The sequence below is a fragment of the Variovorax boronicumulans genome (assembly GCF_009811375.1).
GTDB classification, from domain to species: domain Bacteria; phylum Pseudomonadota; class Gammaproteobacteria; order Burkholderiales; family Burkholderiaceae_C; genus Variovorax; species Variovorax boronicumulans.
This window is the reverse complement of sequence record NZ_BKDH01000001.1, coordinates 1,349,558-1,364,287: the sequence shown is the minus strand read 5'-3', so window position 1 is coordinate 1,364,287 and position 14,730 is coordinate 1,349,558. Positions and strand designations below refer to the sequence as shown.

Below are 14,730 nucleotides of genomic sequence, written 5' to 3'. Positions count from 1 at the left end.
TCTCCATGCTGCCTCTTCTTGCCCCGTCTGCCGCCTTGCCGACGCCTGCCTCCGTGCCTCCCGAGCAGCGCATCGCCGTCGTCGGCACCGGCATCTCGGGCCTGTCCTGCGCCTGGCTGCTGTCCCAGCGCCACGAGGTCACGGTGTTCGAGAGCGAGCCCCGGCTGGGCGGCCACAGCCATACCGTGGACGCGCCGGGCCGGGAAGGCCGGGTGCCGGTGGACACCGGCTTCATCGTCTACAACGAGCCCGCATACCCGAACCTCACCGCGTTGTTCCAGCATCTGGCCGTGCCGACCGCGGCCTCGGACATGTCGTTCGCAGTGAGCCTGAACGCCGGCGGGCTCGAATACGCCGGCACCGACCTGCGCGGCTTGTTCGCGCAAAAGCGCAACCTGGCGCGCCCCCGCTTCTGGGCCATGCTGCGCGACCTGCTGCGGTTCTACCGCGAGGCGCCGCGCGATGCGCAGGTCGCAGGCGACCAGGCGCTCGACGACTACCTGGATGCCCACGGCTATGGCCGCGCGTTTCGCGACGACCACCTCTACCCCATGGCTGCGGCCATCTGGTCCACGCCGGCGGCGCAGGTGGGTCGCCATCCGGTCGCCGCCTTTGTGCGGTTCTGCGAGAACCATGGGCTGCTGCAGATCAGCGGCCGCCCCGTCTGGCGCACGGTGGTGGGCGGCAGCCGCGAATACGTACGGCGCCTCAGCCAGCCTTTCGCCGACCGCATCCATCTGGACCGGGCCGTGCTCGAACTGCATCGCGAGCCGGCGGGTGTGCGGCTTCGCACCAGCGCCGGCTGGTGGCCCGAGCGCTTCGACCAGGTGGTCCTGGCCACCCATGCGGACCGCTCGCTGGCGCTGCTTGACGAGCCCACCGGTGCCGAGTGGGCCCTGCTCGGTGCCCTTCCCTACAGCCGCAACCTGGCCGTGCTGCACCGCGACCCCGCCCTGATGCCGGCGCGGCGCGCCGTGTGGTCGAGCTGGAACTACCTCGGCACGCGCGGCAGCGGGGCGGCCCCGACGGTGACCTACTGGATGAACCGGCTGCAGCCCCACCTGCCGCAGGGCGCGGCGGCCGAGCCGCTGTTCCTGACCCTGAACCCGGCGATCGACCCGCGGCCCGAGCACCTGATCCGCACCGAGGTCTACGACCACCCGCTGTTCGATGCCGCGGCCATGGCCGCGCAGCGCCAGTTGTGGCAGTTGCAGGGCCAGCGCCGCACCTGGTTCTGCGGCGCCTACTTCGGCGCCGGCTTCCACGAGGACGGATTGCAGGCCGGCCTGGCCGTCGCCGAAGCGCTCGGCGGCGTGCGCCGGCCCTGGCGCGTGGCGCAGGAGTCCGGGCGCATCCATCTGCCGCAAGGCGCGCAGACCGTCGCCTCATGAACGCGCACGAAGGCTCGGCGCTCTACATCGGGCGCGTCATGCACCAGCGGTTGCGGCCGAAGCGGCATCGGCTGAGCTACCGGGTCTACAACCTGCTGATCGACATCGATGAACTGCCGCAACTGCACGCCCGGTTGCGCTGCTTCTCGGTGGACCGGTTCAACCTGTTCAGCTTCCATGCCGCCGACCACGGCGACGGTTCGGGCCGCGACCTGCGGGCCCAGGTGGAAGCGCGGCTGCGCGAGGCCGGCCTTCCAACCGGCGGCGCGATCCGGCTGCTGGCCATGCCGCGGCTGCTCGGCCATGTGTTCAACCCGCTCAGCATCTGGTTCTGCCATGCACCCGGCGGCGCGCTGCAGGCGCTGCTGTACGAGGTCAACAACACCTTCGGGCAACGGCACAGCTACCTGATCCCGGTCGCTGACGACGGCGCGTCCGTCGTCGAGCAGCACTGCGACAAGCAGATGTACGTCTCTCCCTTCAACGGCATGGACCTGCACTACCGGTTCCGCGTCGCACCGCCGGGCGAGGCGGTCTCGGTCGGCATCAGCGTGCACGACGCGGCCGGCGCCGTGCTCAACGCGCGGCTCGACGGCCAACGCGCCCCCCTGAGCGACCTGGCGCTGCTGCGCGTGTTCATCACGCATCCGTTGCTGACTCTCAAGGTGGTGGCCGCCATCCACTGGCAGGCCCTGCGTCTGTGGATCAAGCGCGTGCCGCTGCATCCGCGACCGGCTGCCCCCGACCACGACCTCACCATCGTTCCTTCGAACAAGACCCCATGAGCCTGACCACACCTTCCGCACCCGCTCTCGATGCCCCTCCGGTCTTCTCCCCGCTGCGCCGGCTGCTGGCCCGCACGCGTTTCGGCCGGCTGAGCTTGAGCCTTCCGGGCGGCCGCTGCATCGACGTGGCCGGCCGCGAACCCGGGCCGCACGCGAGCCTGCGCCTGCTGAGCTGGCGCCCGCTGCTGCGCCTGGCGCTGCAAGGCGATCTGGGCCTGGCCCTGTCATTTCGCGATGGCGAGTGGGAAAGTCCGGACCTGCTGGCCTTGTTCGAATTCGGCCTGGCCAACGAATCGGCCTGGGGATCGCTGCTCAAGGGGCGCGGGCTGGCGCGCTGGGCGGCGCGGCTGCGGCACCTGACCCACAGCAACAGCCGGCGCGGAAGCCGGCACAACATCGCGTTCCACTACGACCTGGGCAACGCGTTCTACCGGCACTGGCTGGACGACAGCATGCTGTATTCGAGCGCGATGTTCAGCGACGCCGACGACGACACGCTGGAAGCCGCCCAGGCGCGCCGCCTCGCTGCCATCGCCGACATGCTCGACACCCCGCAAGGCGGCGACGTGCTCGAGATCGGCTGCGGCTGGGGAACACTGGCCGCGAGCCTGGCCCGCCGGCACGAAGCGCGCGTCACCGGCGTCACGCTGTCGAGCGAGCAACTGGCCTTCGCCCGCGAACGCGCGCAGGACTGGGGGGTGGCCGACCGGGTCGACCTGCGGCTGCAGGACTACCGCGACGTGCAGGGCCGTTTCGACCGCATCGTGTCCATCGAGATGATCGAGGCCGTCGGCGAAGCCTACTGGCCCACCTACTTCGCCACCTTGCGCGAGCGCCTCAATCCCGGTGGTGTGGTGGTGCTGCAGGCGATCACGATCGCCGATGCACAGTTCGACAGCTACCGCCAGGGGACCGATTTCATCCAGCACTGCATCTTTCCCGGCGGCATGCTGCCCAGCCCGCGCGTGCTGCGGGAACAGGCGCAACGCGCAGGGTTGGTGATCGAGGCTTCCCGCTGCTTCGGCAAGGACTACGCGCGAACCCTGGCAGAGTGGCGTCGCCGGTTCCTCGCCGCCTGGCCGCAGATCGAGCCACTGGGTTTCGACGCCGCGTTCAAGCGCTTGTGGACCTACTACCTCTCCTACTGCGAGGCCGGCTTCCACGCGGGGCTCGTCGACGTCGGTCTCTACCGGTTGCGCGTGGCTGAAGCCGGAACTGCCTGATCGGTCGGCGCAGTGCGAACCGCCCCCTTCCTTCTTCTTAACAGGGTGACACACCGCAATTCCGGCTGTTCTGAAATATCCTGCGCGAACGCAGCAACTGCTGCCCGTATTGCGCGGCCTGCCGGGACAATGCCGATGAGGCTGCAAGAGACGCGGTCCTGGACGCGATTCTTCTGGCTTGCGATAAGCCCGCCTTCGATGACTGGGCGACAACTGCCGGTAGCTGTCGCTCACCCCACGCCTGCCATGCGTGTCGCAGGAAGCGGCCCACTCGAAAGCTACAGCGGCTCGTCATCCATCCGCGGCTGTGACTCTCTCGTCAGTGTCTTGGCCAGCAACCGCAAGGTGCTTGCAGAGGCTGCCGTAGCTTCGGAAAGAACAGCCCCGCGCCGGTAAGCCAGTCCCAGGTCCATCGAGGGCACCGCGCTCGACACCACTGTCCTGCGAATGCGCCCACCATCGTGTGACCAGGGGCGAAACACCAGGTCCGACAGGATGGTCACACCCACGTTCTGTGCGACAAGGCTGCGCACGGCCTCGATCGATTTGGTGCGGAACACGACCTTGGGCTTGAGCTTCATCGCGCTCCAGTAGCGGCCCACGGTGTCCACGTGCTCGTCCATGTCCAGCAGCACGAAGGGCATCTGCGCGATCTCGCGCAGCGACACCGACTTCTGCGCCACCAGCGGATGGTCGAACGAAGTCCACAGACGGCGCTCCGACTTCAGCAGGTTCTCGCGCCGGATGTCCGGCGCGCGCGAGAGGTTCGACACCAGGACCACAGCCAGGTCGAATTCGCCGCTGCGCAAGCCGTTCTCGATCTCGAGCCGGTTGCGCTCCACGGGCTCGAATTCGACCAACGGCAGTTGCCTGCGCATCGCGCCGATGATCTTGGGCAGCATGTATTCGGACACGGTGTCGGTGATGGCGATCTGCACCCGCCCCTCGACCGAGGACACCGAGTTGCGCGTCTCCTCTACCGCCGCATCGAGCGTATGCAGCATGTGCTCCGCATGCCGAAGGAAGCCCTCGCCCTGCACGGTCAGCCTTAGCCCGTCGGAGTGCCGCGTAAAGAGCTGCACCTTCAGCGTCGACTCCAGGTTCTTGAGCGAAGTGGTCAGCGACGGCTGGCTCACATAGCAGCGCTGGGCTGCGCGGGACACCTGCCCCGTGTGCGCTGCGGCCACGAAGTGCTGCAGCTGCTTGATCGTTATCGACATAGATGCATCCTATATCGCTCTATTGAAAATAGAGATTATGAATTGTCGATGGCAATTCCTAACATCCGGGCAGCACGCCATGTCAGGCGTGTGACGAGGACGCCCACCGTTCCAGCAGCAGTAGCAGGAGACCCCCATGCCATCGACATCACACACTTCCGCCGGACACGGCGCCCACCCTTCTGTACCCCAGGAGGCTTCGACCGATGCCGGGCTGTTGAGCCGCCTGGGCCTGCGCTTCACGGCCTGGGCCGAGCGCTGGTTTCCCGACGCCTTCGTGTTCGCGGCCATCGCCGTGGTGGTGGTCGCGGGCGCCGCGCTGCTGAACGGATCGAGCCCGCAGGCGGTGGCCAAGTCTTTCGGCGACGGCTTCTGGAGCCTCATTGTCTTCACGATGCAGATGGCGCTGGTGGCCGTCGGCGGCTACGTGGTGGCGACCTCGCCGCCGGCGGCGCGACTCATCCGCAAGCTGGCCGCTCTGCCCGCGTCGGGGCGCCAGGCCATCGCGTACGTGGCGGCGATCAGCATGATCCTGTCGCTCTTCAACTGGGGCATTTCGCTGATCTTCAGCGCGCTCTATGTGCGCGCGCTGGCCGGCCGCCTCGACCTGCGCATGGACTACCGCGCGGGCGGCGCGGCGGCCTACCTCGGCATGGGCGCGACCTGGGCGCTGGGGCTCAGTTCGTCGGCGGCGCAGTTGCAGGCCAACGCCAGCAGCCTGCCCAAGAGCATTCTTGACATCACCGGCGTGATCCCGTTCAGTCAGACCATCTTCCTGTGGCAGTCGGTCGCCATGGCGCTGGTGTTGATGGTCGTGTCGGTGGCCATCGCACTGTGGTCGGCGCCCGACGCGAAGCACGCGGTCACGGCGCAGGACCTGGGCGTGGACCTCACGGAAGCCAAGCCCGCTTCCCCAGAGTCCGCCGAGCGCCGCCCCGGCGAGTGGTTCGAGCGCAGTCCGCTGCTCACGCTGCTCCTGTGCGCGCTGGGCTTCGGCTGGCTGGCGCAGGAGTTCATGGCCAAGAGCCCGCTGATCGCGATCTCGGGCCTCAACACCTACAACCTGCTGTTCCTCATGATCGGGCTGCTGCTGCACTGGCGCCCGCGCAGCTTTCTCGACGCGGTGTCGCGCTCGGTGCCGTCGACGGCGGGCGTGATCATCCAGTTCCCGCTGTACGGTGCCATCGCGGCCATGTTGACCGGCGCCAAGGGCGACGCAGGCATCACGCTGTCGGACCGCATCGCGCATCTGTTCGTGAGCATCTCCAGCGTCGACAGCTTCGCCGTGGTGATGGGCGCGTATTCCGCCGTGCTGGGCTTCTTCATTCCCTCGGGTGGCGGCAAGTGGATCATCGAGGCGCCCTACGTCATGCAAGCGGCCAACGACCTGAAGGTCCACCTGGGCTGGGCCGTGCAGGTCTACAACGCGGCCGAGGCGCTACCCAACCTGATCAACCCGTTCTGGATGCTGCCGCTGCTGGGCGTGCTGTCGCTGAAGGCACGCGACATCGTGGGCTTTACCTTCCTGCAATTGCTGGTGCATGCACCGCTGGTGCTCTTCATGCTCTGGGCCTTCGGGCGCACGCTGAGTTATGTCGCACCGGTGATGCCTTGAGCCGCGCAGCTTCCGGATGCAAGTGATGACGACGACGGCGCCCACGCAAACCAGGCAGGGCTACTGCACGCTCTGCCGTTCGCGCTGCGGCACGCTCAACGAGGTGCGTGACGACATGCTGGTGTCGGTTCGGCCCGACACCTCGCACCCCACCGGCCAGGCGATGTGCATGAAGGGCAAGGCTGCGCCCGAGCTCGTGCACAACCCGCACCGTCTGCGCTACCCGATGCGCCGCACGAGGCCCAAGACCGAAGCGGATCCGGGCTGGGTGCGCATCGGCTGGGACGAGGCGCTGGCCGAGACCGCCAAGCGCCTGAGTGCCATCAAGGCCGAGAGCGGTGCCGAGTCGGTGGTGTTCGCCGTGACCACGCCCAGCGGCACGCCACTGACGGACAGCATCGATTGGATCGAGCGCTTCGTGCGCCTCTTCGGCAGCCCCAACATCTGCTATGCGACCGAGGTCTGCAACTGGCACAAGGACTTCGCGCACGCCTTCACCTTCGGCTGCGGCATGCCCGCGGCCGACTACGCGCAGGCCGAACTGATCGTGCTGTGGGGTCACAACCCCGCGAACACCTGGCTGGCGCAGGCCAATGCGATCGGCCGAGGCCGCGCGAACGGGGCGAAGATGGTGGTGATCGATCCGCGCCCCACGGCGCTCGCGCGGCAGGCTGACATCTGGCTCCCCGTGCGGCCCGGAACCGATGCGGCACTGGCGCTGGGGCTGATCCACCTGCTGATCGCGGACGCGCGCTTCGACGAAGGTTTCGTGCGCGCATGGACTAATGCCCCGCTGCTGGTGCGCGGCGACAACGGACACTTCCTGCGCGAGCAGGACCTGTGGCCCGATGCCCAGGGCAACCGCTTCGTGGCGTGGAACGACGCACTGAACCGCGCGGTGCCTTACGACACCGAGCAGGCGGCGCAAACCCAGGACGCCGCCCACTTCCGTCTGCGCGGCGCGGTGGAGGTCGACGTGGGCGCGCATCGCTTGTCGTGCGCGCCAGCGTTCGAACTGCTGGCCCAGGGCTGTGCCGCCTACACACCGCCGAATGTCGAACGCATCACCGGCGTTGCCGAGGCTTCGTTGCGCACGGTCGCCGACCTCTGCGGCACTTGCCGCCGCGTGGCCTATCACGCCTGGACCGGCATCGGCCAGCACACCAACGCGACGCAAGCCGAGCGCGCAGTCGCCACGCTGTATGCGCTGTGCGGTAGCTTCGACCGCATCGGCGCGAATCGCGTTCGCGTCGGTCCGCGCGTCAACGCCGTCAACTCGCTCTCACTGCTGCCCGACGCGCAGCGCGCCAAGGCCCTCGGTCTGGCGCAGCGCCCGATCGGTCCTCCCGCGCACGGCTGGGTGACGGCGCGCGACACCTACCGCGCGATTCTCGACGGCGAGCCTTACAAGGTGCGCGCGATGATGGCCTTCGGCACCAACCTGCCTGTGTCGCAGGCCGACACCGCGCTCGCGCATCAGGCGCTGTCGCAGCTCGAATTCCACGTGCACTGTGACTTGTTCGAAACACCCGCCGCCCGGTACGCCGACATCCTGCTGCCGGTCAACACACCCTGGGAGCGCGAGGGCCTGCGCATCGGCTTCGAGATCGACGACCGTGCGGCCGGCTGGGTGCAGTTGCGCCAGCGCATGGTGACGCCACGCGGTGAATCGCGCGCCGACAACGACGTGCTGTTCGACCTGGCCGTTCGCTTGGGCATGGGCGACGACTTCTTCGGCGGCAGCCTCGACGCGGGCTGGAACCACATGCTCGAGCCGCTCGGCCTCACGGTCGACCAGTTGCGTGCCCGGCCCGAAGGCATGGCCTGCGCCATCGACGCGAGCGAGCAGAAGTACGCCCGCGCCACGCCCACCGGCGTGCGCGGCTTCGACACCCCGACGCGCCGTGTCGAGCTCTATTCCGAAACCCTGCTGCGCCACGGCCAGCCGCCGATCGCCACCTTCGTCGAACCGGCAGACACGCCGCGCGATGCGAAGGCCACGCGCCAGGGCCGCTTTCCCTATGTGCTGAGTTCGGCCAAGAACGGTTTCTATTGCCACAGCCAGCACCGCAGTCTGGCCTCGCTGCGCAAGCGCGCGCCCGATCCGGTGGCCGAATTGAGCCCCGCGCTCGCGGCCGCCAAGGGCATCGTGGACGGCGACTGGATGCTCGTCCGCACGCGCGTGGGCGAGGCCCGCTTCGTCGCACGCGTCACGCCCCAACTGGCGGACGACGTCATCGTGGCCGAGTTCGGCTGGTGGCAGAGCTGCCCCGAGTTCGACCGCGACGGCCTGCCGATTGAAGGCGCGTTGGGCAGCAACTTCAACGCGCTGATATCCGCCGACAGCTGCGACCCCGTGAGCGGTTCGGTGCCGCATCGCTCGTTTCTCTGCGACATCGAACGCGACCCGGCCACAGAGGTGCGGCAGCGCAAGTGGTCCGGCTACCGCCCCTTCCGCATCAGCGCGCTGCGGCCCGAGGCCGACGGCGTGCTGGGCATCCACTTCGAGCCAGTCGACGGCGGCGAACTGCCCGATTACCGACCCGGTCAGCACATCGAGATGCAATTGCATCTGGACGATGGCACGCAGGTCACGCGCGCCTACTCGCTCACGGGCGCGGCCGAGGTGCCGGGCCGGCGCAGCTACAGCGTGGCCGTGCGCCACCAGCGCGGCCGCTCGGCCGACGGCACGCCGCACGAGGGGCGCGTGTCGAGCCACCTGCACCGCGCGTTGAAAGTCGGCGACACCCTCGCGCTGCGGGCGCCGTCCGGCGGCTTCGTGCTGCCGCGCCACTCGCCGCAGCCGCTGGTCTTTTTCGCGGGCGGCATCGGCATCACGCCCTTCATCAGCCTGCTCGAATCGCTGCCCGACGGTGCGCAGGGTCCGGCCATCCGGCTCTACTACGCCAACCAGAACGGCACGACCCACGCGTTTCGCGAGCGCATTGCGCAGCACTGCGCGCGGCTGCCGCAGTTGCAGGTTGTCGACCACTACAACGCACCACAGCCGCAGGAGCGTCAGGGCATCGACTACCAGTCGGATCGCTTCATCGACGCGAGCGTGGTGGACGACGCGTTGATCGCGCAGCGCGCCCGCTTCTACCTGTGCGGACCGCCGGCCATGATGGACGCGGTGACCGCCGGCCTCGTGGCACGGGGCGTTCCGCGCTTCGACATCTTCAGCGAGGTCTTCCGCTCGCCCACCACGCCGCCCGCCGACGGCGACCAGCGCTTCACCGTCAGCTTCGCGCGCTCGGGCCACGCCCCCGCGACGTGGACGCCCAGACAGGGCACGTTGCTGACCTTTGGCGAATCGCTCGGCGTGCAGATGGCCAGCGGCTGCCGTGTGGGCCAGTGCGAGAGCTGTGCGGTGCGCGTGCTGAGCGGCAAGGTGCGCCATCTGCACGGCAGCGAACCGGAAGACCCGGCCGTGTGCCTTGCCTGTCAGGCCATCCCGCTCGAAGACGTGGTGCTCGAGGCATGACTGCGGGCACCTTCATTCACCTGATTTCCTCCGCAACCTCATGAAGATCATCGATACCGAAAGCACCCGGCGTGCATTGCCCTTTGACCGCCTGATCCCGGCCCTTCGGGAGATGTTCATCGCCGGCTGCGAGGTGCCCTTGCGACACACGCATTCGCTGCAGGCCGGGACGCACACCTCGCCCCGCACCGTGCTGGTCATGCCGGCCTGGCAGCACGACCGCTACCTGGGCATCAAGACCGTGACCATCTTCCCGGGCAACGCGCAGCGCGGCCTGCCCGGACTGTTCTCGACCTATGTGCTGTACGACGCACGCACGGGCGAGCCGCTGGCGCAGATCGACGGCAACGAGATCACGTCGCGCCGCACCGCTGCCGCCTCGGCCCTGGCCGCGTCCTATCTCGCGCCTGCCGATGCGCGCAGCCTGCTGGTCGTCGGTTGCGGGCGTGTCGGCAGTCTGATTCCCGAGGCCTACCGCGCCGTGCGTCCGATCGAACGCGTGGTGGTGTGGGACCGCGACGAATCTACGGCGAAGGCACTCGCTGCGCGGCTGTGCGCGCAGAACATCGAGGCGGCCGTTGCGCCGGATCTCGCCAAGGCGGTGAACGACGTCGACATCGTGAGCTGTGCCACGCTCGCCACGCAGCCGGTGGTGCAGGGAGCGTGGCTGCGGCCTCGCAGCCACCTCGACCTGATCGGCAGTTTCACGCCGCAGATGCGCGAAGCCGACGATGCCTGCTTTGCGGGTGCACGTCTGTTTGTCGATACACAAGAGGCGTTGCAAAAGAGTGGCGAATTGCTCGGGCCCCTGTCGCGCGGCGTGTTCGCCGCCGACGATGTAGCAGGGGAGTTGGCCGACCTGGCCGCGGGCCGGATCCAGGGACGCGCCGATGGTGACGGGCGGACCGTCTTCAAAGCCGTGGGCACCGCCTTGGAGGACCTGGCCGCGGCAGTGGTGGTCTACGAAGCTTCCGATTCGACCTGAGACACGTGCCTTGGCCGGCTGCTAAGCGCTGGGCGCCTCCTGCACGTGTGCGGCAGGCAAGCCCCGCGCATGCGCCTTCAGGCAGGCAATGAAATCCATGAGCGTGGCCGAGACGTGCTCGCGGTTCCACACCACGGTGATGGGGCCGAAGCGGATGTTCGAATCGACGGCGACCTTGCGGAACAGCCCCAGCGAGGCCATGTAGTCCGCCATGGATTCCGCGCACACGCCGACATAGTCGCCCTTTTGCAGCAGCGCCTGCATCATGGCCAACGAGGCGGTTTCTGCCTTGGGCACCAGCCACGATGCCTGTTGCTCGATGAGATAGGCATCCATCTGGATGCGAGTGAGCGTGCCAAGGGGCGGCATCACCCAATGCTCGCGCAGCACGTCGGCAAAGCCCAGCGGCTGGTTGCTGTCCCAGTGCTTGCTGCCCTGGCCGATGACGATGCTCACCCGGTCGTCAAAGAGCACGTGGTGCGCCAGTTGCGGCTGGTGCGCCCGCGCATCCAGAACGCCGATCACGGCATCCATGGCACGCGTGTCCAGGCCTTTGAGCAGGTCGTCGAACAGGCCGTCGTGGATGGACACGGCCACATCGGCATGGCGCTGCTGGAACGCGGTCACGGCTTCGGGCAGGCCGCCGGCGATGCCTGCCCAGACGCTGCCCACGTTCAGTCGCGGCACGCGTCCCGCAGCCACCGCATGCATTTCGAGGCCGGTGCGGGCGATATCGCCGAGCACCGTGATGGCCAGGCGTTTGAGCAGATGCCCGGCAGGCGTCAGCTGCACCTTGCGCCCGCGCACCACCAGCGGCGTGCCCGCCACGCGTTCGAGCTCTGCCAGCCAATGCGACATGGCAGATTGCGTCATGTGCAGCCGCGCAGCCGCTTCGGTCAGCGTGCCCGCCTCGTCCAGCACCAGAAAGGATTCCAGATGCCGGACCTTGATGCCTCGTGCCCAGGACAGGCCTTCCGAACGCTCGATCATGAGTAAACCTTCATGCATCCATTTTGCATTTTCACTAGGCGGATGGCAGGGGTTGTCATGAAAATTACTTCATCTTCCATGACAGACCCTCTAAGGAATCCCTGTGCCCAAAGCAATCACGAACGTCTACAAGATCCTGATGGGTGTCGCGGTCGCAGCCGCCACGGCCACCACCGTGTTCGCGCAAGCCTCCTACCCCAGTCGTCCCGTGCGCCTGATCGTGTCGCAGGCCCCGGGCGGCAGCAGCGACACGATCGCACGCATGTGGGCCGAACACGCAGGCAAGGCCATTGGCGCCACCATCGTGGTGGAGAACAAGCCCGGTGCGGGCGGCCTCATTGCCGCACAGAACGCGCTGAATGCGCCCGCCGATGGCTACACCTTGCTGCTGGGCAGCGTGTCGCTGATGGTGCTCAATCAGTTCACCTACAAGCCACTGCCCTACAACCCCGAGAAGGATTTTGTTGGCGTGACCATGCTGACGACGGTGCCGTTCGTGCTGTCGGCCAACCCGGCCACGGGCATCAAGACGCTCAAGGATCTGACGGAAAAAGCCAAGGCGGCGCCCGGCAAGCTGAACTTCGCGTCCGCCGGCCTGGGCAACTCCACCCACCTGGCGGTCGAGCTGGTGTCCAATGCCCTGGGCATTTCGATGACCCACATCCCTTACAAGGGCGAGGCCGACGGCATCCTGGCCACCATTGGCGGGCAAACCGAGGTGATGGCACCGGTATATGGCACCGCCCTGCCCCACATCAAGAACCACAAGCTCAATCCACTGGCCGTGTTGTCGCCGCAACGCACCCCTGAGCTGCCCGATGTGCCCACCCTGGGCGAGCTGGGCGTGAAGGGCTTTGACAACATGGGCTGGAGTGCCGTGGTGGCGCGCGCCGGCACGCCGGCCGACATCGTGGAAAAGCTCAACAAGGCGACGACGGCCTTCCACCAGAGTCCCGACGTGCAGGCCAAGCTCAAAAGCATGGGCGTGATCCCCATGTCCGGCCCTTCCGCGCTCGTCATGGAAACGGCGGCGCGTGACGCCAAGGCCTGGGGGCCCACGCTCGGGGCACTGAACCTCAGCGCCAAGTAAGCCGGCGACCGCGCAAGCACCGCCCCCCTTTTTCTTCCATCTTCACCCCTTGCCGTATCGCCGATGCAGCAAGGGGTTCGTCATCACACCTCATGAAAAAAGAAGCAATGGTGGCCTGTCCGCAGCCGGAGGCCGCCGAATCCGGCATCGACATCCTGCGCGCGGGCGGTAACGCGGTGGATGCCGCCGTGGCCACCGCGCTGGCCCAGACCGTGGTCGATCCGCTGATGTGCGGCATCGCAGGTTTCGGCACCGCCGCCGTCTACCTGCCGGGCGCCCAGGTACATGAATACTTCGACTTCCACTCGCCCGCGCCGCTGGCGGCCAGGGAAAACATGTGGGAGCACCTGCTGGAGGGCGAGACCAAGGACGGCTTCGGTTTCATCCTCAAGGGCCGCGTCAACGACATCGGCCCCCAGTCCATCGGCACGCCGGCCACGCTCAAGGGCCTGGAGGCCATGCACCAGGCGCACGGCCGCCTGCCGTGGCAGCAGGTGGTGGAGCCCGCCATCCGCTGGGCCGCGGACGGCTACTTTGTGCGACCCGGCATGCACGCCTTCTGGATCGACGAGCCCACCATGGGTCGCGTCGGCAACCTGGAGCGGCTGCAGTACTGCGAGGAAAGCCGCCAGCTGTACTGCCGCCCCGATGGCCGCCCCAAGCCCATCGGCGCACCACTGCGCAACGAAGGCATGGCCGCCGTGCTGCGCCAAATTGCTGAAGAAGGTGCGCGCCCGTTCTACCAGGGTGACCTGGCGCTAAAAATGGTGACGCACCTGCAGTCGCTGGGGGCGCTGATCACGCTCGACGACCTGGCCCGGTACCAGGTGCAGCGCAACCCGCCGTTGGTGGGCCGCTACCGCGACCGCACCATCACGACCAACCAGCCCCCGGGCGGCGGTGCCATGCTGCTGGAGATGCTCAACATCCTCGAGCACTTCGATCTGGCGAGTCTGGAGCACAACAGCCCCGCCTACCTGCAGAGGGTGTGCGAGGCCATGAAGAAGGCGACGATCGACAAGGACCGCTGCATCGGCGACCCGAAGTTCTTCGATGTGCCGCTGGATCAGCTGCTGTCCAAGGACATGGCCCGAGAAGTGGCCGAGCAGATCCGGGCGGGCCATCGCTTCAACGTGGAGCGCGTGAACCCTGGCGCACCCGTGCCGCGCGACACCACCCACCTGAGCGTGGTGGACGCCGACGGCAACGCCGTGTCCCTGACCCACTCGCTGGCCATGCCCTCGGGCATCATCACCCCGGGCATGGGTTTTCTGTACAACGGCTGCATGGGCGTGTTCGACCCGCGTCCGGGTCGCGCCGGCAGCATCCAGCCGGGCAAGAGCCGCTTCACCTCGTCCTGCCCCACCATGACCTTCAAGGACGGCGAGCTCGACGTGGTGCTCGGCGCGCCCGGTGGCACGCAGATCGCCATGGGCGTGCTGCAGGTGCTGCTCAACGTGATCGACCACGGTATGGAGATGCAGGCAGCCGTGTCGGCACCTCGCTTCTCGTCCACCAGCAACTCCATCGACGTGTGCAACCGCATTCCGCGTTCCACCACACGCGCGCTGGAAGCACAGGGCTACGCCATTGGCCGCAACCCGTACAACTACACCATCGGCTGGGTGCACGGCGTGCAGGTACAGGCCGACGGCCTGCATGGCGGCGCCGACCCTGGACGCGATGGCGTTGCGTACCGGCTGCGCATGGATCCTGCGCACTGATCGGCCACCGTTTTCAGCTATCGACTGTGTGGCTTATGAGGAACTCATTCCCATCCCGCCTTCTTTGCATGTAGCCAGCCGCGCTTGTCTGCTTTGCAGCGGCTCGTTCGCCGATCCAGTGGCCGGTTTCGGAGGTACAACCACCTGCTTTGTCCAAACGCCCCCTGACGAAGATCACATCAGCGCCGCCGATGTGCAGGCGGCCAACCGACGACACCGACGG

10 protein-coding genes are annotated in these 14,730 nt (G+C 67.6%); 8 read left to right on the top strand and 2 right to left on the bottom strand.

Features of this window, described 5'->3' with window-relative positions; translation table 11 throughout:
* Positions 1-5: 5 nt before the first annotated feature.
* From VHAB30_RS06300 to VHAB30_RS06290, 3 genes are read left to right on the top strand one after another with little or no spacing between them, the layout of a single operon-like run.
* A complete protein-coding gene (locus tag VHAB30_RS06300; RefSeq protein WP_159276193.1) occupies positions 6-1,391 on the top strand; it encodes an NAD(P)/FAD-dependent oxidoreductase in 1,386 nt (461 codons plus the stop codon).
* Positions 1,388-2,176 carry a DUF1365 domain-containing protein gene (locus VHAB30_RS06295; RefSeq protein WP_159276192.1) on the top strand — a complete coding sequence of 263 codons (789 nt, stop codon included), beginning with the start codon at positions 1,388-1,390 and terminating at the stop codon, positions 2,174-2,176. The genes VHAB30_RS06300 and VHAB30_RS06295 overlap by 4 nt, the downstream gene beginning before the upstream one ends.
* Positions 2,173-3,399, top strand: coding sequence for an SAM-dependent methyltransferase (locus VHAB30_RS06290; RefSeq protein WP_159276191.1), 1,227 nt, complete (start codon positions 2,173-2,175; stop codon positions 3,397-3,399). The genes VHAB30_RS06295 and VHAB30_RS06290 overlap by 4 nt, the downstream gene beginning before the upstream one ends.
* Positions 3,400-3,677: 278 nt before the next feature.
* Here the strand turns inward: VHAB30_RS06290 and VHAB30_RS06285 are convergent, their stop codons facing one another.
* The gene (locus tag VHAB30_RS06285) at positions 3,678-4,619 is read right to left on the bottom strand and encodes a LysR family transcriptional regulator (RefSeq protein WP_062471895.1); all 942 of its coding nucleotides are present in this window, start codon (positions 4,617-4,619) and stop codon (positions 3,678-3,680) included.
* A 136-nt stretch (positions 4,620-4,755) separates the two neighbouring features.
* On the opposite strand from VHAB30_RS06285, the gene VHAB30_RS06280 reads away from it, so the two are divergent.
* The 3 genes from VHAB30_RS06280 to VHAB30_RS06270 are packed head-to-tail and all read left to right on the top strand — an operon-like array spanning position 4,756 to position 10,703.
* A complete protein-coding gene (locus VHAB30_RS06280; RefSeq protein ID WP_174250210.1) occupies positions 4,756-6,234 on the top strand; it encodes a short-chain fatty acid transporter in 1,479 nt (492 codons plus the stop codon).
* Between the two features lie 16 nt (positions 6,235-6,250).
* Positions 6,251-9,718: a molybdopterin-dependent oxidoreductase gene (locus VHAB30_RS06275; RefSeq protein WP_159276190.1), complete on the top strand. Its 3,468-nt coding sequence runs from the start codon at positions 6,251-6,253 to the stop codon at positions 9,716-9,718.
* 40 nt (positions 9,719-9,758) lie between these two features.
* The gene (locus tag VHAB30_RS06270; protein WP_159276189.1) at positions 9,759-10,703 is read left to right on the top strand and encodes a bifunctional Delta(1)-pyrroline-2-carboxylate/Delta(1)-piperideine-2-carboxylate reductase; all 945 of its coding nucleotides are present in this window, start codon (positions 9,759-9,761) and stop codon (positions 10,701-10,703) included.
* Positions 10,704-10,724: 21 nt separating this feature from the next.
* Here VHAB30_RS06270 and VHAB30_RS06265 read toward each other — a convergent pair whose 3' ends face one another.
* A complete protein-coding gene (locus tag VHAB30_RS06265; RefSeq protein ID WP_095946992.1) occupies positions 10,725-11,693 on the bottom strand; it encodes a LysR family transcriptional regulator in 969 nt (322 codons plus the stop codon).
* A 103-nt stretch (positions 11,694-11,796) separates the two neighbouring features.
* Between VHAB30_RS06265 and VHAB30_RS06260 the strand changes: the two genes are divergently transcribed.
* Entirely contained in the window at positions 11,797-12,783 is a 987-nt protein-coding gene (locus VHAB30_RS06260; RefSeq protein WP_082818001.1) for a Bug family tripartite tricarboxylate transporter substrate binding protein, read from the top strand.
* Positions 12,784-12,875: 92 nt separating this feature from the next.
* Positions 12,876-14,507 carry a gamma-glutamyltransferase gene (gene ggt / locus VHAB30_RS06255; RefSeq protein ID WP_159276188.1) on the top strand — a complete coding sequence of 544 codons (1,632 nt, stop codon included), beginning with the start codon at positions 12,876-12,878 and terminating at the stop codon, positions 14,505-14,507.
* Positions 14,508-14,730: the final 223 nt, after the last annotated feature.